This window comes from uncultured Bacteroides sp. (genome assembly GCF_937912035.1).
In the GTDB taxonomy this organism is placed as follows: Bacteria; Bacteroidota; Bacteroidia; order Bacteroidales; family Bacteroidaceae; genus Phocaeicola.
The window spans coordinates 1-19047 of record NZ_CALDPF010000058.1 but is presented as its reverse complement, the minus strand read 5'-3'; the positions used below and the strand labels follow the sequence as shown (position 1 = coordinate 19047).

Here is a 19047-nt window from a genome sequence, read left to right as displayed (position 1 = left end):
CAACGACCCCGAGATTACAAATCACGTGCTCTGGCCAACTGAGCTAAAGAGGCTTATTAAAAGAACTTTGCAACCGCAAAGCGGTAGTTTGCGGCTGCAAAGTTAGATATAATTTTTAAATCACAAAATAAATACTCTTATTTTTTTATTTAATTTGCTGTTTTTCTTTTGTTTTCTGCAATTGCTTCGACAAAGCATCCATACATGTATCTATAGCTTCTTCGAATGTATCGCATACTTTTTCTGCGTAAAACTCGGAATTTAGAGCCAAAATTCTAACTCCGGCTTCCTTATTCATTGCTGTTTCCGGTTTTACTACTTTTAGAGACACCTCAACTTTCTTTATATCGTCGCAAAACTTCTCGAGCTTTTCAGCTTTTTTCTGAATAAAAGCCTCCAATTTTTCTGATGCATCGAAATGAATTGATTGAATTCTTACTTCCATAAAAACCTCCTTTTCTTTACGCTCTTGGATGAGCTTGTTTATATACTTTTTTTAATTCTTCAAAAGTCGTATGAGTATATATTTCAGTAGTCGTAACACTTTCATGCCCTAACAACTCTTTTACTGCTTCCAGCTCTGCGTCATTATTAAGCATCGCTGTCGCAAATGAATGTCTGAGCACATGCGGACTTCTTTTTTTCAACGCAACGACTTTCGACAGGTTTTGCTTCACTAATTTATAGACCAGCATCGGATAAAGTCTCTTCCCATTTTTTCTCACGAAAAAAGCTTCACACGAGCAGCCTACAGCAATATTTCTACATTCCACATAAGACTGTATTTCACATTTCAGATTCTCTCCAAAAGGTATCAGCCTCTGTTTATTTCGTTTTCCTGTTACTTTGACAACATTGGAAAACAAATCTACGTCAGCATCATCAAGCGAAATCAATTCGGATAGTCGCATACCAGTTTCATAGAACATGGTCATTATAAGCTTATCACGAGCACCTTCAAACGAATCATCAAAAAGATCACCATCCAAAAGTTTATCCATATCTTCCTCCCTTACAAAGGTTGGCAGAGGTTTCTTTTTCTTAGGACCTTTCACTATAGACATCGGATCGACCGTTATCATCTTTTTCTTCAAAAGATACTTATAGAAAGTTCTCAACGCACTGAGCTTACGATTTACCGAAGCTCCGGACATTCCACTTTCCATGAGTTTAACAACCCATCCTCGTACTATATCAGAATCAACGTTTTCAAGTTTCAATTCGCTGTCTAATCCATTCAAATACCCTTGAAACTCTTTCATATCTATTCCGTAAGAAACAATTGTCTTCTCAGAATAGTTACGTTCATACCTTAGGTAATGAAGAAAAGACTCTACTGTCATAGAAACATTGCATTATTAATTCAGCAACGAATATATGAAAAAGAATTCAATAATTCAAAGAACTTTGCGAAATTATTATTCTTCTACCTGATGTAATTTCTGAACGTAAATAGCACGTTCCATTTTCAATCTTTTCAAAACAGACGGTTTATCAAACTGTTGTCTGCTTCTAAGTTCTTTTACAACACCTGTTTTTTCAAATTTTCTCTTAAATTTTTTCAGCGCTTTTTCAATGTTTTCGCCTTCTTTTACTGGAACTACGATCATGTTTTTAAAAAATTAATTATGTTGTTGTTAAATATTTTTCCGCAGTAAAAATTGCGGTGCAAAATTACACATACTTTCTTAATATACAAAACTTTCCACGCATTTTTTCCACAAAACACATAAATAGCACTATCTTTGTAAATCAAATAATTACTAAAACCAATATACTAATGAAAGATATAATTATCGGAAGGATAGCCTCATTAAGGCAATTCATGAAAAGAAATGGCTTATCAGCATATATAACATTCAGTACAGACCCACATTCAGGCGAATACGTGCCTGCACACTGGGAATCACGAAAATGGATAACAGGATTCACCGGCTCCGCAGGAACAGCAGTTATAACAAAAGACGGCGGAGGCTTATGGACAGATTCAAGATATTTTATACAGGCTGAAGAACAGCTTGCAGGAAGCGGACTTAAATTGTTCAAGGAACGTATAGCCGGCACTCCGTCAATAAGCGAATGGTTATGCAATGTTCTGAAAGAGGGAGACAAAGTCGGGTTCGACGGTTATACGACATCAGTAAGTATTATAAAAGATTTGGAAGAAAATCTAGCAACCCAAGGAATAAAACTGGTAATGACAGAAGACCCATATAAACTGATATGGAACGACAGACCTGAAATTCCAACCCACAAACCGTTCATTCTAGACGAAAAGTTTTCCGGAGAAAACACAGACGCAAAACTTTCAAGAATCAGAAGCAGGATTTCATTAAAAGAAAATGAGGCTGTACTCTTATCTTCACTAGACGAGATAGCATGGACACTCAATATGCGCGGTAATGACATACATTGCAACCCTCTTTTTGTGTCATATCTGCTCATATTAAAAGATTATGCCGTATTATATATAAATAAGGAGAAACTATCGGAAGATGTCGAAGCTTACTTAACATCGCACAATATAACCATAAAAGCCTATGAAGAGATAGAAGGCGATATAATGTCATGCCATAACTATAACATATGGATGTCGCCAACAATAAATTTTGCAATATACAATGCAGCAATAAGACAAAACACCGTAAACCTCACCAATTCTCCTGTATGCGAATTCAAATCAATAAAAAACAAGACTGAAATATCCGGCTTCCACAATGCAATGATACGCGACGGTATAGCTATGGTAAGATTCCTAATGTGGCTGGGCAAATCCGTAAAAAACGGCGACCAGACAGAAACGAGCATAGATAAGCAGTTATACAAATACCGTTCTGAAATGGAGTACTTCCAGGGAATCAGTTTTGCCACAATTGCCGGCTATCAGGAACATGGAGCAATAGTACATTACGAAGCTACCGAAGAATCCGCTTCAACTCTCAAACCGGAAGGCCTTCTACTCCTTGACAGCGGCGCACAATATCTGGACGGTACTACCGACATAACACGTACCATACCGCTAGGAGCTATATCAGACGCCCAGAAGAAAGACTATACTTTAGTCCTAAAAGGATTTATTCAGCTTGCAATGGCAGAATTTCCTGACGGAACATGCGGAACTCAGCTTGACGTACTGGCAAGAATCGCAATGTGGAAAGAAGGAGTTAACTACGGCCATGGAACAGGACACGGAGTGGGACATTTCCTGAATGTCCATGAAGGACCGCATCAGATAAGAATGAATAATGTACCGACCATATTAAAACCGGGAATGACAATTACAAACGAACCGGGAATATACAGAAGCGGACAATATGGAATACGCACAGAAAACACAATGCTTATAGTACCGGGAAAAGAGACTGAATTCGGAATATTCTATAAGTTCGAACAACTTACACTGTGCCCTATATCCAAAGATCCGATAATAAAAGAAATGTTGTCACACGAGGAAATCTTATGGCTGAATAATTACCATGCAACGGTTTACGATAAACTTTCGCCATACCTCACAAACGAAGAAAAGATATGGCTCAAAACAATGACTTTTCCTATTAAATAGGTAAAACAAATTTACAAGAATACAAGCTAAACAAATCGTAAAATAATATCAAAAAAAATGTGCTGCCGTTTTACTTAAAACGAACTGTCGTTTTGACCAAAATGAGCTGTCATTTTTTTTAAAACGTATGGATTGCCTTGAAATCCGAAAAATATCACCAAAAAAACGGATAAGAGGAAGGAACTATTAATACAAAAAAGAGAACGTGGAACATATTGCGTCCACGTTCTTTTCACAATATCACTTACACTATTAAATCCTAAAAATAGAATTCAGGATTTTTCCTTTCCCTGAAATTATCATACAAGAATTTGGTAAACGGCGTATCAAATATTCTTGCTCCTTGAGGACACACTTTAACACACGCACAACACAATGTACATTTATAAATATCTGTACATACATTTCCAGATGCGTCCAAAGATATAGCATGAGTCGGACAAGAAGAAACACACAATCCACACGAACAACAATCTTCCGTACTTATTGGAGCGGCAGGCTGTTTAGGTTTTACTTCCTTATATGGATAATTTCCCGGTACAAACAAATCTCCAAAATCAGAAACTGTTGTTATTTTATCCATTACCTCTTTTCCAAAATGCTCGGCCATACCCAAATCATAGAAATCAGGTCTTCCGGCTGCAACAGGCATATTCTCTCTACTGAAACTATGCTCGCCTATAAATGAAGCAGCGGCCGCCACACGGAAGCCTCTCTTGGTCATCTCGTTTTTCAGTTCAAGCAATGCATCATCATAATGTCTGTTCCCATACACAACAACTACAGCACACATAGTCCCGTTCCCATTCAATGTGCCTAAGCGCTCAAAAAATATTGAGGGGATACGACCTCCGTAAACAGGCGATACGAAAACCGTAAGAGAATCATTAGTGAAACTTTTTATATTATTATTATCCAACGTAATATCCGATTCTGTCAGATTGTTCACCTTCAATCCATCACCTACGGCACGAGCTATTTTTCTTGACGTTCCGGTTGGTGAATAATAAATCAGATTTACGGAATTTATAATGCTGTTCATAAACTTATATTTTGAAGATTACCTTATTTGGGTTACAAAAATAAGCAAATAAGTGTAACCAAATAATAATATTATAAGTTTTTTATAAGAATAACCCAATAAACGAAATATATTACGAATATATATAAAAAGATTCTCACCTGCCAAAGTATTTCCCCCATTATCCATTTACCTATTTTACCTGATTTTATTACTATAAACGGGGCCATAAGCAAGCCAACTAATTAGAAAGGAATAAAAAAAGGAGAAAGTTTATCAACTTTCTCCACTTCTGTACCCAGACCCGGGGTCGAACCGGGATGGATGTTACTCCACTGGTGTTTGAGACCAGCGCGTCTACCGATTCCGCCATCTGGGCTTATTTTTATTTTGCGTTGCAAAGGTAAACATAATTTTCATATCTGCAATACTTTTCTCCTAGAAAATGTAATATTTTTTATGTCTAACACTATTTAGAAACTATTAAAGTCCGATTTTCTAAAATAATCAGTATCTTAGCATAGTTAATAATACAAACTATATTACCATGAACAATAACTATTATTGCATAATAATGGCAGGTGGAATGGGGAGAAGATTCTGGCCATACAGCAGAAAACAACTGCCCAAACAGTTTCTTGATTTCTTCGGCACCGGTGAAACCTTGTTACGTATCACATTCGACAGATGTAAAGGATTAATATCACCAGAGAATATCTATATTTCCACATTCATTGATTATAAAGACATTGTCAAAAAGATTCTTCCTGAAATAAAAGACGAACAGATTATAATAGAAGAAGAAAGAAGAAACACAGCACCTTCGCTGGCATACGCTTCATATCTAATACAGAAAATAAATCCCGACGCAACTATAGTAGTCATGCCTTCCGACCAACTTATACTGAATATTGACAGTTTCCGGTCATCAATTTTAAAAGGGTTGGATTATGCAGCTACATCAGGCAGACTGATTAATATAGGTATTAAACCGACAAGGCCGGAAACCGGTTATGGCTACATACAGATTGAGGAAGAAGAAAGAGACGGAGATTTCTGCAAAGTAAAGACATTCATTGAAAAACCAGCATTGGAATTTGCAAAAGTATTTGTGGAAGACAATGAGTTTTATTGGAACTCCGGAATATTTATCTGGCATGTTACAACAATTATGAAGGCTTTCCATGAGAACATGACAGAGGTGTGTCCACGACTAGAATGTGAAACTCCTGATTTTTCTGCATGTCCGAATATTTCTATAGATTACAGTATCATGGAAAAAGCAGATAATGTTTATGTACAAATGTGTGATTTCGGATGGGCTGATATCGGCACATGGCAATCATTATACGACGCATCACCTAAAGACATTAACCATAATGTCATTTTAAACAGTAATTCACTCTTGTACGATTGCAATGAAAACATCATCCTGATGCCAAAAGGCAAACTGGTAGTAGCCGAAGGTCTGGAAGGATATCTGATTGCGGAACATGACAATGTTCTTTTGATATGCAAGAAAGACGACCAGAACTCTATACGCAAATTTGTGAATGATGTGGAAATGAAATTCGGAGATGAATATGTATAACAAATAACCATTATAAACAATAAGGGCCGGATAGTTGTTGTCCGGCCCTTAATGTTTACAATCAGTATCCTCCGCCTAATGCATGATAGAGATTTATTACTCCCTGAATCTCATCAAAACGGTCTGTAACTGTATTAAGTTCAGCCTGCAGAAGTGACTGTCTGGCAGTTATGACCTCCAGATAATTCTGAGAACTGTATTTCATCAGCAGTTCGGAACTCTTTAAAGCAGATTTAAGTGACGCAGCCTGCTGTTCATCCAACATTATCCGTTCCTTTGCCGTCTGCCATTGGACCAATGCGTCATTGACTTCGGTTCCGGCATCAAGCAGACTTTGTCTGAACATCAGCAATGCCTCCTCCTGCTGCGCTTTCGCTATTTTCAGGTTCGCAATGTTCTTGCCTTTATTGAATATAGGTTGTACCAATGAGCCGACGGCAGTCAACAGCCATTGTCCAGGATTGGCGACAACCGCACCGGCTGAGTTTGTCCATCCTGCCGAACCTCCCAACGTTATACTCGGATAAAATGCCGAACGCGCAGAATTCGTAGCGTAATATGCCACAGCCAACTGTGCTTCGCTTTGACGCACGTCAGGACGACGACTCAACAATTGCAATGGAACACCCGTTGACAGTGAATCAGGAAATATCTGCTCGCTTAATGTTCCACGTACTATAACCTGTGGAGCCTTTCCCAACAAAGCTGACAGAGAATTTTCCATTTCCGATATCTGACGCTGTATCGACAATACAGAAGCATCTACAGACAGCTTGGCTGCCTCAGTCTGTGCAACAGCCATTTCCGTTGCCTGTCCGGCACGTTTTAAGGCCTTCATCGTACGCAGGCTCTCTGTCCATGTCTCTGCTGTTTCCTGTGTTATCTTCAATTGTTCGTCAAGAACGAGCAGAGTGTAATAGCTGTTGGCTATGGTAGCCACCAGTTGGGTCTGTACCGCCTGACGATAAGCATCGCTTTGCTCCAGGGCTGCCTGTGCACCACGTTTGGCATTGAGCAATTTGCCAAAGAGGTCTATCTCCCAATCTGCAGATGCCGCAATATTATATTTTTTCGAAGCTTCACCACCGCCAACGCTTGTTATTGTACCCTCTGGCGACAATGTTATTGAAGGCAGGTATGACAGCCTTGAAGTCATAAGAAGCGCTTCTGCTTCTTCCACTTTCAGCCTGGCCACACTCAAATCCGTATTATTATCAAGACCGTACCTTATCAACTCTTGCAGATGCGAGTCCGTAAAAAGCTGTTCCCAGGACAACGAAGCCAACGAAACGGTATCATCGACTGCTACAGGCTGACGGTAAATGCTATCGACCACCGACGTAACATCCGGACGCTCGTATGCACGATATATATGACATCCGCTCATCGCAATGGAAACTGCTAAAACAATTATTATATTTCTTATCATACACTTTATTCTTTGATGTTATTTTTTCTCAATATTTGGCAACTGACGTTCAGGCATAAACTTTTCCTGCAGATACTGGAATACCATAAACAACGGAGGCACAATAAACAGCAAGGCAATCGTACCGATCAACATACCTCCAACCGTTCCTACACCGATAGATATATTTCCATTGGCACCTACACCGGTAGCGAACATAAGAGGAAGCATACCGAATATCATCGTAAGAGAAGTCATCAGAATAGGACGCAAACGTACCTGTGCCGCAGAAACCGCAGCCTGCATTATAGTCATACCATGACGACGGCGCTCGGAAGCATATTCAGTAAGCAATATCGCAGTTTTCGAAAGAAGACCGATAAGCATAATCAGACCTGTCTGCAAGTATATATTGTTTTCAAGTCCGAACATTTTCGCAAACAGGAAGCTGCCTGCCAGTCCGAACGGCACAGAGAGTATGACTGCAAGAGGAACGAACAGACTTTCATACAATGCACAAAGAATGAGATAGATGAAAACCACACAAATGACAAATACCAAAGTTGTGGTGTTTCCTGTATTTGACTCTTCACGCGACATTCCGCCAAACTCAAATCCGTATCCTGTAGGCAATGTCTGTGCGGCAACCTCCTGAACAGCCTTGATAGCCTGACCAGAACTATATCCGGATGCAGCGGCACCATTTACCTGTATGGCAGAGAACAGGTTAAAACGTGTCAGTACTTCTGAACCATATACACGTGTCAGTTTCAGATATTGGCTGATGGGACTCATCTCGCCAGAATCATTACGTACATAGATACTGTTCAGTGACTCGGTGTCAAGTCGGAACTCCGGTGAAGCCTGTACCATTACACGATAAAGTTTTGAGAAACGGTTCATATTGGAAGCATAACTACCCCCGATGTATCCGGCAAGTGTACTGAGGACATCCGAAGGAGATATTCCGTTCCGCTTACATCTGGCCGCGTCAACCTCAACAAGATATTGCGGGAACTTGGTATCGAAAGATGTAGTGGCTCTACCTATTTCCGGACGTTTGTTCAATTCATCAAGGAACTGTCTGGTATATTTCAGCAAATCTTCTGTTGTACCTCCTTTCTGATCCTGTACATACACCTCAAAACCACTGTTCACACCATATCCCGGAATCATAGGACGGGTAAACGGCATAATGTCCGCACTGGATATAAACGCTGTCTTATGACTAATCTCCTGAATAACTGCATCAATGGCATCTTCCTTATCAGGTCTTTCACTCCAGTCCTTCAGACGTATTGTAAACATACCATTACATGCTCCCTGACCACTCAACATTGAGTTACCGGTAATGTTAGAGTATAATTCCACCTGAGGGATTGTACGCAAACAGCTGTCCACCTGTTCCATCACCTTGCGTGTTTCCTGAACACTGTTTCCCGGAGAAGTACGTACGTCAATAAATACAGTTCCCATATCCTCATTTGGAACAAGTCCCGTCTTTGTAGTCATCATAAGAAATGCGAAACCGCCACAAGCCAATACAAGGAATGCACCGGCCAACCATTTTCTTTTAAGCATGAATACTACACCTACCTTATATTTTGTCACCAAACGATGAAAAGCTGTATCGAACGCTATGTGGAAACGTGATGAGAAACTTAGCTTCTCTCCGTTCTCACCTGTAGCATGCGGAGTCATAATAAGAGCACAAAGTGCAGGACTGAGTGTAAGAGCATTGACCAATGATATTGCCACAGCAGCTGCCATAGTCAGACCAAACTGTGTATAGAATGTACCTGTTGTTCCGCCAATAAAACTTACAGGAATGAATACAGCCATAAATACGAATGTAGTTGTAACCAAAGCGGAAGTAATGCCGTCCATAGCATCAATCGTGGCCAGATAAGAGGATTTATACCCTTCATCAAACTTTGCCTGAACAGCCTCAACCACCACTATGGCATCGTCCACAACAGTTCCGATAACCAACACCAATGCAAACAACGTCAGCATATTCAGACTGAAACCGGCCACAGACATAAAGGCAAAAGTACCGACCAACGAAACAATTATGGATAAAGCCGGAATAAACGTGGAACGTAGGCTCTGAAGAAATACATACACCACCAGTACTACCAGTATGATAGCCTCAACGAGAGTCTTGATTACGCTTTTTATTGATGCGTCAAGGAAGTCCTTTGTACTCATCAAATCGACAATCTTTATACCTTTCGGCAGTGTCTTTGATATTTCATCCACAGTGCGGTCTATTTCTTCAATAATCTCATTTGCATTCGAACCGGATGTCTGGGCTATCATTATATTACATCCAGGGTGGCCGTTTACCTCTCCGATATAGTCGTATGCACGTGTTCCCAGTTCAATGGTAGCCACATCTTTCAGACGTAGGACCTCACCGTTAGGCAAAGATTTTATAACCATATTCTCATAATCCACCTCATTCTCATATCGTCCCCTATATTTAAGTACGTATTGGAATGTATTATCCGACTCGGCTCCTAATGTTCCGGTTGCTGCTTCGATGTTCTGTTCGTCCAATACCGTAGATATATCCGACGGGATGAGAGAATACTTCTGCATCTTATTAGGATCCAGCCATATACGCATGGAATAGTCATAGCCATAAACATTCACCTCACCAACACCGGCGATACGTGACAGTCTTGGTTCGATATTTATTTTCATGTAATTTGTAAGGAATGCCTGGTCGAACGAATCATCAGGACTGTAAACCGCAAGTTGCTTTATATTACTTGTCTGACGTTTTCGTACAGTGATACCACTCTTGGTCACTTCAGCCGGCAGAAGGCCTTCAGCCGTTGCTATACGGTTCTGCACATTGACTGTCGCCATATCCGGATCTGTTCCTTGGCGGAAATATACGGTAATTCTGGCAGAACCGTTGTTGGAAGATGTTGAAGTCATATACATCATGTTTTCAACACCATTCAAAGCTTCTTCCAATGGCACTACAACACTTTTCAACACGGTTTCTGCATTCGCTCCGGTATATGTGGCAGATACACTTACCGTAGGAGGCGCTATTTCCGGAAACTGTTCGATAGGCAGCTGTGACAAGCTGATAAACCCAAGAATTAATATAAGCACCGATATTACTCCTGCCAGGATCGGTCGGTCAATAAATGTTCTGATTTTCATACTCCTGCCTGTTATTTTGTGGTTGTTGTAGTATCTGTATTGACGGCTGTTCCTTCACGCATAAGCCCTGCTCCTTCGGCTATTATTATATCACCAGGTGTCAGACCTGATAATACAATATATGTTTTACCGTCATTATATTTATATACATCTATTGGAGTAGATTTTGTCTTTCCGTCAACGACCTTCCATGTGAACACTTTATTCTGCAATTCATAAGTGGCACTCTGAGGAATTACGATACAATCCTTATATTCAGTTGGAACAGCTATTGTTCCGCTTCCACCGTTACGCAACAAGTGTCCTTCGTTAGGGAATACGGCACGCAATGTAACAGCACCAGTTCCCTGATCAACAGTTCCGCTTATAGCATCTATTTGTCCCGCTGTGTCATAATCCTTACCGTTGCTCATCACCAGACGTACAGGCGGCATCTTTTTACATGCCTCTTCCAGCGAACCGTATTGCATAATCATATCAAGCATCTGATTTTCCGCCATGGAAAAATATGCAAATATCTCGTCATCATCAGATACCGTTACAAGTGGGTCTTCTATATTGCTGTTAACCAATGCCCCTACCCTATATGGTATCATGCTGGCCACACCGTCAACCGGACTTTTGACTTCGGTATATGAAAGATTATTTCGCGCATTGGTTTCTTCGGCTTTTGCCTGAGCCAAAGCTGCTTCGGCCTCAAGCAACTGGTTGCGTGCTGTCTGCCTGTCGAAATCGGATACTACATTTTCCTTATAAAGTTCTTCTTTGCTGTCTGCCGTAAGCTTTGCAGTCTGAAGTTTAGCCTCAGCGCTTTTCACATTCGCCAGTGCTGTTTCAAGAGCAGCTTTATATGGAACCTGGTCTATAACGAACAATACCTGTCCCTGCTTTACTATATCTCCTTCATTAATACATATTCTTGTAATTGTTCCACTCACCTGAGGACGTATTTCTACAGACTGGCGCCCGCGTAGCGTTGCAGGATATTCAGACAACAATGTCTGATTGGTTTTTGAAACAGTAAATATTCTGTATTTCTCACCGGGCATTTCCTGTTTTTCCCCTTTACAAGAACTTAGCAATGGCAAGATGCATAACATAAGATAGATGTAATTTTTCATATTGTTATTTTTTATATTAATAATAAGCGATAATGTTAAATACAAACTTACACAGAATAGACAATAATATATAAGGTGTGGTGACGAACAATGTATTTGTGGTGATGAACACAAATTCAAAAGCTGGAATGCTTTATATAAATATAGTATCTTTGCAATATAAAATATTAAGCAATGAAAAGGAACCGTATCACATTGTATATAGACCTGCTGTTTTGTCTTGTCATTATACCCCTTGCCATAATGTTATTACCAGTTGACCGCTGGATGGCCAATAACACCGCTTTTCTTATAACATTAGTGGCATATGTATATATATTATATTTTGTATATCGTCTGTCGTGTATTCCCAAGCTCTTCATGCAGAAAAAATATATCAGGATATTCGTCCTATTGATTATCCTTACCTCGGTAACTGAACTTCTTACATATTTTCCGATACCTGCAGAACATATCACAGACGACATAAGGCAGATGACGGCGAAAATGAATATAAGGAAACAGACCATATGGTTCTTTTTTCTTATTGTAACCGGATTCTCACTGGCTATAGAACTGACCTTTGAGTTGTTCAGACAAATTATATCCAAGCAGGAAATAGAAGCTGAAAAGAACAAGGCTGAATTATCACTTTACAAGGCACAGATAAATCCGCATTTTCTTTTCAATACTTTAAATACACTTTATGCTCTTGTTTTGTCCGGTTCAGAAAAAACCGAATCTGCTTTTGTTAAATTCTCCGGTATATTAAGATATATGTATTCACAAAACGAATCAGAACTCATACCTGCAGAAGATGAACTGAACTATATACGCCAATATGTTGACTTACAGAAATTGCGTCTGAATCACCATACAAATGTTTTTTTATCAATAAATGCTTCATCAGGAAAAATCCTTATTCCACCAATGATACTCATCACATTTGTAGAAAATGCATTCAAATACGGAACTTCGTCAGATACAGACTGTAAAATAGATATTAAAATAGACATAAACAAAGAGAAACTTATTCTTGAAACAGAAAATGCCGTAATGAAGAAACCGGAAAACAAGCAGCCGGGAATAGGAATTTCGAACTGTAGAAAACGCCTGGACTTACTTTATCCGGAAAGGTATAAGCTGGAAAATGGAGAGAATTACGGGATTTACCGCGTGAAACTGGAAATCGATATTAATAATTAGTTATCAGAATTTAAACTTCCATATAGTCATGGTCAGAAATTTAAGATGTATTGCAATAGATGATGAACCTATGGCACTACTGATAATTGAACAGTTTTGCCGTAGGAAGGGAGGTATTGAACTTACAACATTCAGCGAGCCTACAATAGGACTTGAAGAGATACGAAGAAAGGAACCGGATCTGGTATTCCTTGACATCCATATGAACAGTATAAACGGATTGGAAATAGCTGACACTCTACCGGAAAAATGTTGTTTTATATTCACCACCGCATATGCCCAGTATGCATTGGAAGGTTTCAATCTTGATGCAGTAGATTTTCTGCACAAACCTTTTTCTTACGAACGTTTCGAGGTGGCTGTTGAAAAAGCTATTCGACGTATAGAATCAAAACGACATCATAATCCCGAATATCTGATAGTCAAACAGGAATATAATAACGTAAGTATACCCCTGTCGGACATCCTGTATATTGAGGCGTTAGGAAACTACGTAAAAATATTCCGTAAATCAGGCGGACATGTTCTCACACGTACAAATCTGAAAGCAATAACAGATCTCCTCCCTGTACATGACTTTCTCCGTATTCATCGTTCGTATGTTATTCCAATATCATCCGTAGTCTCCTTTTCACGCTCAAAAGTTGAAATTGAAGGCAATGTTGGGGAATTACCGATTGGAAGCCAATATGTAGCATCTGTAATGGATACATTGGGGAAATAAATGTAGATTATTTCCACACTATTCCACAATCTTTTTTAATTCTTCACAAAATTACTCATTAGCAAGACTCAAATTTACAAGACTTTACACATTACATCTATAAGATAAATATATATGCACATTATTTGCATGCCAATATTGAAAAATATTGTTACGCAAATGAAAACGAGATTAAACTTTTATGTTTTAATTGGATGCTTGTTGGTATTGATGATACCAATATGTGCATCAGCTCAAGATACAAAATCCATAACAGGATATGTACTTGACAATACAGGCGAACCTCTTATTGGGGCCAGTGTTATGATTAAAGATACAAATTATGGTGTAATAACCGATGTAGATGGCAAATTCACTTTGAATGCTCCAGCTGATGCTGTATTATCATTCTCGTACATAGGTTTTACTCCAAAAGAAATTAGTCTCGCCAAAAGAAAAAGAAAAGGCGAAATGAGAGTCAGACTAATGGAAAACACACAGGAACTTAAAGAGGTAGTTGTCACAGCAATGGGTATTCAGAAGGATACCAGAAAGCTGGGATATGCAGTAAGTACCATATCCTCTGAAGACCTGATAAAAGCAGGAGCAACAAATTTTGCCTCTGCAATGTACGGAAAGGCTCCAGGTGTAAGAATAAACCAGACACAGGGAGGTTCTTCCGGAGCAGTATCAATAAACGTCAGAGGACTTACCTCTATAACAGGAAACAACCAGCCTATAATTATCATGGACGGTGTTCCTATCAGAAATGGCGGTACAGGTAAAAGTACTGACTTTGCAGAATTTGGAAACGACGGACGTATCCGCTCAAACGGACTTGTAGATATAAATCCGGAAGATATAGAAAGTATCACCATTCTGAAAGGTGCATCAGCCACAGCTTTATACGGTTCGGAAGCAGCCAACGGAGCAGTAGTCATAACCAGCAAGCGTGCAAAAGCCGGAAAAGTAACAGTTGACTTTACAGCCCAAGTCATGGCTAATCTTCCTGCATACCTTCCAAAAGTGCAGACAGAATACGGACCGGGAACATATAACATCAACTATAGTGATTATGAAAAGCAGACCGGAGGGTTCTATCAAAGGACATACAATGGCCAGACTTATAAAAGTTTGAGAAGTACCACCCAGTCATTCGGTCCTAAATACGATGGAAGCGAAGTACTGTATTGGGATGGCAAGGTAAGACCGTATCTTCCACAGACTGATAATCCATGGAACGAATTATTCCGTACAGGCTGGACACAAAATTATTCAGTTGCCATATCGCAAGGTACAGAAAATTCCAGCAACAGATTTTCATATACATTCACTGATGAAATTCCAAATGCTTTGACCGGTTCATACAACAAGCACAACTTCAAGCTCACCGGATCATATAAGATAGGCAAGCCTCTTACTGTGGAATATTCATTGAACTACATTATACAGGATATAGAAAACAGACCACAAACTTCACTTGGACTATATGGCAGTTTCAGTAATGCATTTTCAACCTTCCTAGATATACCATATCTAAAAAGTACATACGCTACAAGTCTGGGATATAAAAATACATTTGTTGGCGGTGATGCCACTCTCACACCGGATGAAGCCTGGGCTTATGACCCAAGTTATCTTACAGGAGTTAGAGATATGCTGTGGAATATGTATTATCAGAACAGCAAGGAAACAGAAAACAGAATTTTGGGAATGGTAAGACCGACATTCCAGATTACCAACTGGCTGAACTTGAGAGCACAGATTGCAACAGATATAACCGACGTAAAACAGACATTGGAAAAGAGTACAGAACGTCCTAATTCCCTGTATGATCCTAGCGGAAGTTTCCAAAACATAAACAGAAGATATGATATTGTATATGGTGATGTAATGTTAAACTTCAACTATGATATCAAGCGTTTCAATATTGCCGCAACAGCCGGATGGACAGGTAGATATGAGACAATGAATAACCTGAGTGTTTCCACTAACGGCGGACTTTCTACCGAGAACTGGTTTGACCTTAACGCCAGCCGTTATCAGGCCACTTGTAGCCAGCAACGCATGGAGTTACTGAAAACTGGATATATGGGAACTCTCGGACTGGGATGGGACGATTATCTCTATCTGGAACTTACAGCCAGACAGGAACGTTCGTCAACACTTAAGAACCAAAGTTTCTTCTACCCGTCGGCTAATGTCAGCTTTCTTTTCTCAGAAGCATTCAAGATGCCTCACTGGTGGAACTATGGTAAGCTGAGAGCTTCATATGGTATCGTCGGTAACTCACCGGAAACATACGCGGCAAACATTGTTTATGAACAAGGTTCTGACAACGGATTCACCTGGAATACCATTCCTACATCTATAGGTAATGAGAATATCAGACCAGAGAAAAAATATGAATACGAAATTGGATTTGAAAGCAAGTTCTTAAACAACCGTCTCGGCATAGACATATCATACTATAACAACATAGTAAAAGATCAGATTCTATCTACACCACAGCCATCAAGTTCAGGAGCTAAATATGTACTAATGAATGTAGGTGAAGTGGCAAACAACGGATGGGACATTGCATTGTCTGCCACACCTGTACTTACAAAAGATTTCAGATGGGATCTTACTGCTACATACGGAGTTTATAGAAATAAAGTAATAAAACTTGCAGACGGTGTTCCATATCTGGAAATATCAAACCTGGGTGGAAGCGGTGCAAAAATACAGGCTGTAGCAGGACAACCTATGGGTGATATTTATACTCAAGTGCCACAAGTAAACGAGAACGGCGAGTTTCTGGTATCTGACAACGGATTATATCTGAATCAGACGGAGCTGAAAAAGGTAGGAAACATTAATCCGGACGGAGTTGGAGGATTATACAACTCATTCTCATACAAGAATTTCTCACTTGATTTCAGCATCGATTTCAGAATAGGCGGTGACGTAATAAACGAAATGAACCAGTATGCCACGGGGCTTGGTTTGACACCTGAATCACTAAAATATCGTGACACCGAACATGGAGGACTTTCTTACTATTATCCAAACAACAATAATAGTGGTGGAGTACCGGTACAGGTTGACCCGACGACTACAGCCGGACCTAACGGAGAATACATTTATCACGACGGATTAATTCTTCCTGGCGTAGTGGCTTCAACAGGAGAACCTAATAACAGAATTATCCCAGCTGGATATTATTACAACATGACTTATAACTGGGGGACTAGTTCTGAACAATTGACGTATGCAAATTCTGTATTTGACAATACGTATGTAAAACTTCGCGAACTGAATCTCAGTTATCGTATACCTTCAAAAGCTATTCAGAAAATAGGTATGACAAATCTTACAGTTTCAGTATTCGGTAGAAACCTGTTCTACTTCTACAAAGCTTTAAAAAATTACGATGCTGAATCATCAGTAGGTACATCATGGTCAAGTCAGGCTATTGTAGGAACATCTACTGCAGCTACACGCAGTTTCGGTTTTGCAATAAGAGCAAGTTTTTAACATTATAGATTTACAGACATGAAAAAAATATTATATATCGCATCTCTTACACTGGCTTTAGCTTCAACAGGATGCACTGAGGAAGATTTTGACAGTAAATATCAGGACCCTTCGAAAGTTACCACAGTAAGCATAAGTAATCTCATGGTAGGAGTATTCCAGAAAGCCAAGGATTACGACACACATACTTACAACAGATATTTCGGCTTCGACTCTCAGTTTGTAGGCAAGTATGCCCAGACATTCGGATACACTTACTCAAGCAGCATGTACACTCCGGGCTATATACCATATATTGACAGCCAGTGGGATAATCTGTATTCGGCACTTACACAATACAGGAAAATGGAAGAACTCTACAATGCCGAGAATGAAACACAGAAGTTACAGGATGAAGCATTCATGCTAGCTGCAAAAGTACAGTTATACGACTATTTTTCCGCTACGGTTGATATTTTCGGAGATATGCCGTTCAGCAAGGCATGTACTCTCCCGCTTACAAATGATGTAGAAAAATCGTATGCACCATACGACAAAGCAGAAGATATATACAAAACGATATTGGATGAGCTGAAAGAGATAGCCCCCAAATTCCGCACAGTCACTATCCCAAGAAATTTCACTACACAGGATTTCATCAGCAATGGAGATATTGACAAATGGGAAAGATACACCAACAGTCTCCGATTGCGTCTGGCTGTGAGAGTATCCTCACAGGGCGAACTGGCAGAAACAGGTAAAGCAGCAGTGAAAGAAATACTGGAAAATCCTGAAACATATCCATTGATAGATGAACAGAGTAATAACATTTTCATCGTAAACCAGAAATCCGGACAGTTGAATTTTACAGCAGGGCAAGGACTTGGCGACTGGGTAACAAACAGACAGGCTTCAGGAGCGGTAATAAACAGAATGCTCAGCAACGGCAACTATAATATGGACAACAAGGAAAATCCTAATACCGGTGTATATGTAAAAGGAACTGACGATCCTAGAATTCTTCTGTATTATAATCCAATCAGCATAACAAATAAATATACGGGAGCCAAAGATGAAGGTAGGTACTTAGGTACGGATCTCACTGTAGCAGACGAAGCTACTGAATATTACAATTCGCAAGCTACCGACGCTTATGGCAATACCGGTTTCTCACAAATTACACAGAAAGGATTCTTTTGGGAAAACGATAAATTCGATATGCTCATTATGACATCTCCGGAAATCCATTTCTTGAAAGCAGAAGCTTATCTTATGGGATATGGTGTAACGGCAGACGAAAACAAGGCAAAAGATGAATTCATCAAAGCCGTCAGCCAGTCAATAAGCCTCTATTATTATTACGACTCAATAAGCACAGGTGAGAATTCCAGACAATATGACGCACCGACAGAAGAAGAAATAAACTCTTTTGCTGAGTCAAAATGGTCTGACACAAAATACGAGAACAAACAGGATGCAATAATAACACAGAAGTGGCTACATTTTGCGATTACCGCCAGCAGAGAAGCATGGAGTGACCTCAGACGTACTGGATATCCTTCCGGACTTGTATTCCCGGAAGTAGCAGGAACAATACAAAATGTTCCTAACAGGTGGAAATATCCAACAACAGAAATGGATTACAACCCTTATTACAAGGATGTTCAAAACGAAGATACATATTACACTAAATTGTTTTGGGCTAAATAAATTACTTATTATAGGGATATTCAGTAAATGTCCCTAAAAAGTAATATGGCATATAAAGTCGATAG

The 19047-nt window shown here is 39.6% G+C and carries 13 protein-coding genes and 1 tRNA gene; 6 read left to right on the top strand and 8 right to left on the bottom strand.

What is annotated here, in order from left to right; genetic code table 11:
* Positions 1-145 precede the first annotated feature (145 nt).
* The 3 genes from raiA to rpsU form a co-directional block, all read right to left on the bottom strand.
* Positions 146-445 (bottom strand): ribosome-associated translation inhibitor RaiA, encoded by a 300-nt coding sequence (raiA, locus tag Q0486_RS15580; protein WP_154043740.1) that lies wholly within the window; start codon positions 443-445, stop codon positions 146-148.
* A gap of 16 nt (positions 446-461) precedes the next feature.
* Entirely contained in the window at positions 462-1343 is an 882-nt protein-coding gene (locus Q0486_RS15575; RefSeq protein ID WP_299235460.1) for a tyrosine-type recombinase/integrase, read from the bottom strand.
* 75 nt (positions 1344-1418) lie between these two features.
* On the bottom strand, positions 1419-1610 hold the full coding sequence (gene rpsU, locus Q0486_RS15570; protein ID WP_154043738.1) for a 30S ribosomal protein S21: 192 nt from the start codon (positions 1608-1610) through the stop codon (positions 1419-1421).
* A 170-nt stretch (positions 1611-1780) separates the two neighbouring features.
* Here rpsU and Q0486_RS15565 point away from each other — a divergent pair, with 170 nt between their 5' ends.
* Complete coding sequence (locus Q0486_RS15565; RefSeq protein ID WP_299235457.1) at positions 1781-3562, top strand: aminopeptidase P family protein; 1782 nt, start codon at positions 1781-1783, stop codon at positions 3560-3562.
* Positions 3563-3821: 259 nt separating this feature from the next.
* Here Q0486_RS15565 and Q0486_RS15560 read toward each other — a convergent pair whose 3' ends face one another.
* On the bottom strand, positions 3822-4604 hold the full coding sequence (locus Q0486_RS15560; RefSeq protein ID WP_299235454.1) for a 4Fe-4S binding protein: 783 nt from the start codon (positions 4602-4604) through the stop codon (positions 3822-3824).
* 274 nt (positions 4605-4878) lie between these two features.
* Positions 4879-4962 (bottom strand) — tRNA-Leu (locus tag Q0486_RS15555).
* 168 nt (positions 4963-5130) lie between these two features.
* Here Q0486_RS15555 and Q0486_RS15550 point away from each other — a divergent pair.
* Positions 5131-6174, top strand: a complete 1044-nt coding sequence (locus tag Q0486_RS15550) for a sugar phosphate nucleotidyltransferase (protein ID WP_299235451.1) — start codon at positions 5131-5133, stop codon at positions 6172-6174.
* A 61-nt stretch (positions 6175-6235) separates the two neighbouring features.
* On the opposite strand, the gene Q0486_RS15545 is transcribed toward Q0486_RS15550, so the two are convergent.
* Genes Q0486_RS15545 through Q0486_RS15535 form a run of 3 tightly spaced genes read right to left on the bottom strand, consistent with a single transcriptional unit; the run spans position 6236 to position 11886 of the window.
* Positions 6236-7600 (bottom strand): efflux transporter outer membrane subunit, encoded by a 1365-nt coding sequence (locus Q0486_RS15545; protein ID WP_299235467.1) that lies wholly within the window; start codon positions 7598-7600, stop codon positions 6236-6238.
* A gap of 21 nt (positions 7601-7621) precedes the next feature.
* Positions 7622-10765 carry an efflux RND transporter permease subunit gene (locus Q0486_RS15540; RefSeq protein WP_299235448.1) on the bottom strand — a complete coding sequence of 1048 codons (3144 nt, stop codon included), beginning with the start codon at positions 10763-10765 and terminating at the stop codon, positions 7622-7624.
* A gap of 11 nt (positions 10766-10776) precedes the next feature.
* Positions 10777-11886: an efflux RND transporter periplasmic adaptor subunit gene (locus Q0486_RS15535; RefSeq protein WP_299235445.1), complete on the bottom strand. Its 1110-nt coding sequence runs from the start codon at positions 11884-11886 to the stop codon at positions 10777-10779.
* A gap of 174 nt (positions 11887-12060) precedes the next feature.
* Here Q0486_RS15535 and Q0486_RS15530 point away from each other — a divergent pair, with 174 nt between their 5' ends.
* From Q0486_RS15530 to Q0486_RS15515, 4 genes are all read left to right on the top strand, one after another.
* Positions 12061-13071 carry a histidine kinase gene (locus tag Q0486_RS15530; RefSeq protein ID WP_299235442.1) on the top strand — a complete coding sequence of 337 codons (1011 nt, stop codon included), beginning with the start codon at positions 12061-12063 and terminating at the stop codon, positions 13069-13071.
* Positions 13072-13099: 28 nt separating this feature from the next.
* Positions 13100-13795 carry a LytTR family DNA-binding domain-containing protein gene (locus tag Q0486_RS15525; RefSeq protein ID WP_299235440.1) on the top strand — a complete coding sequence of 232 codons (696 nt, stop codon included), beginning with the start codon at positions 13100-13102 and terminating at the stop codon, positions 13793-13795.
* A gap of 210 nt (positions 13796-14005) precedes the next feature.
* The gene (locus Q0486_RS15520; RefSeq protein WP_299235464.1) at positions 14006-17293 is read left to right on the top strand and encodes a SusC/RagA family TonB-linked outer membrane protein; all 3288 of its coding nucleotides are present in this window, start codon (positions 14006-14008) and stop codon (positions 17291-17293) included.
* An 18-nt stretch (positions 17294-17311) separates the two neighbouring features.
* On the top strand, positions 17312-18982 hold the full coding sequence (locus Q0486_RS15515) for a SusD/RagB family nutrient-binding outer membrane lipoprotein (RefSeq protein ID WP_299235437.1): 1671 nt from the start codon (positions 17312-17314) through the stop codon (positions 18980-18982).
* The last annotated feature ends 65 nt before the right edge of the window (positions 18983-19047 follow it).

What these genes read in the sequence shown, in the direction of transcription:
- raiA (WP_154043740.1), bottom strand. Translation starts at nt 445, where the DNA reads ATGGAAGTAAGAATTCAATCAATTCATTTCGATGCATCAGAAAAATTG.
- Q0486_RS15575 (WP_299235460.1), bottom strand. Translation starts at nt 1,343, where the DNA reads ATGACAGTAGAGTCTTTTCTTCATTACCTAAGGTATGAACGTAACTAT.
- rpsU (WP_154043738.1), bottom strand. Translation starts at nt 1,610, where the DNA reads ATGATCGTAGTTCCAGTAAAAGAAGGCGAAAACATTGAAAAAGCGCTG.
- Q0486_RS15565 (WP_299235457.1), top strand. Translation starts at nt 1,781, where the DNA reads ATGAAAGATATAATTATCGGAAGGATAGCCTCATTAAGGCAATTCATG.
- Q0486_RS15560 (WP_299235454.1), bottom strand. Translation starts at nt 4,604, where the DNA reads ATGAACAGCATTATAAATTCCGTAAATCTGATTTATTATTCACCAACC.
- Q0486_RS15550 (WP_299235451.1), top strand. Translation starts at nt 5,131, where the DNA reads ATGAACAATAACTATTATTGCATAATAATGGCAGGTGGAATGGGGAGA.
- Q0486_RS15540 (WP_299235448.1), bottom strand. Translation starts at nt 10,765, where the DNA reads ATGAAAATCAGAACATTTATTGACCGACCGATCCTGGCAGGAGTAATA.
- Q0486_RS15535 (WP_299235445.1), bottom strand. Translation starts at nt 11,886, where the DNA reads ATGAAAAATTACATCTATCTTATGTTATGCATCTTGCCATTGCTAAGT.
- Q0486_RS15530 (WP_299235442.1), top strand. Translation starts at nt 12,061, where the DNA reads ATGAAAAGGAACCGTATCACATTGTATATAGACCTGCTGTTTTGTCTT.
- Q0486_RS15525 (WP_299235440.1), top strand. Translation starts at nt 13,100, where the DNA reads ATGGTCAGAAATTTAAGATGTATTGCAATAGATGATGAACCTATGGCA.
- Q0486_RS15520 (WP_299235464.1), top strand. Translation starts at nt 14,006, where the DNA reads ATGATACCAATATGTGCATCAGCTCAAGATACAAAATCCATAACAGGA.
- Q0486_RS15515 (WP_299235437.1), top strand. Translation starts at nt 17,312, where the DNA reads ATGAAAAAAATATTATATATCGCATCTCTTACACTGGCTTTAGCTTCA.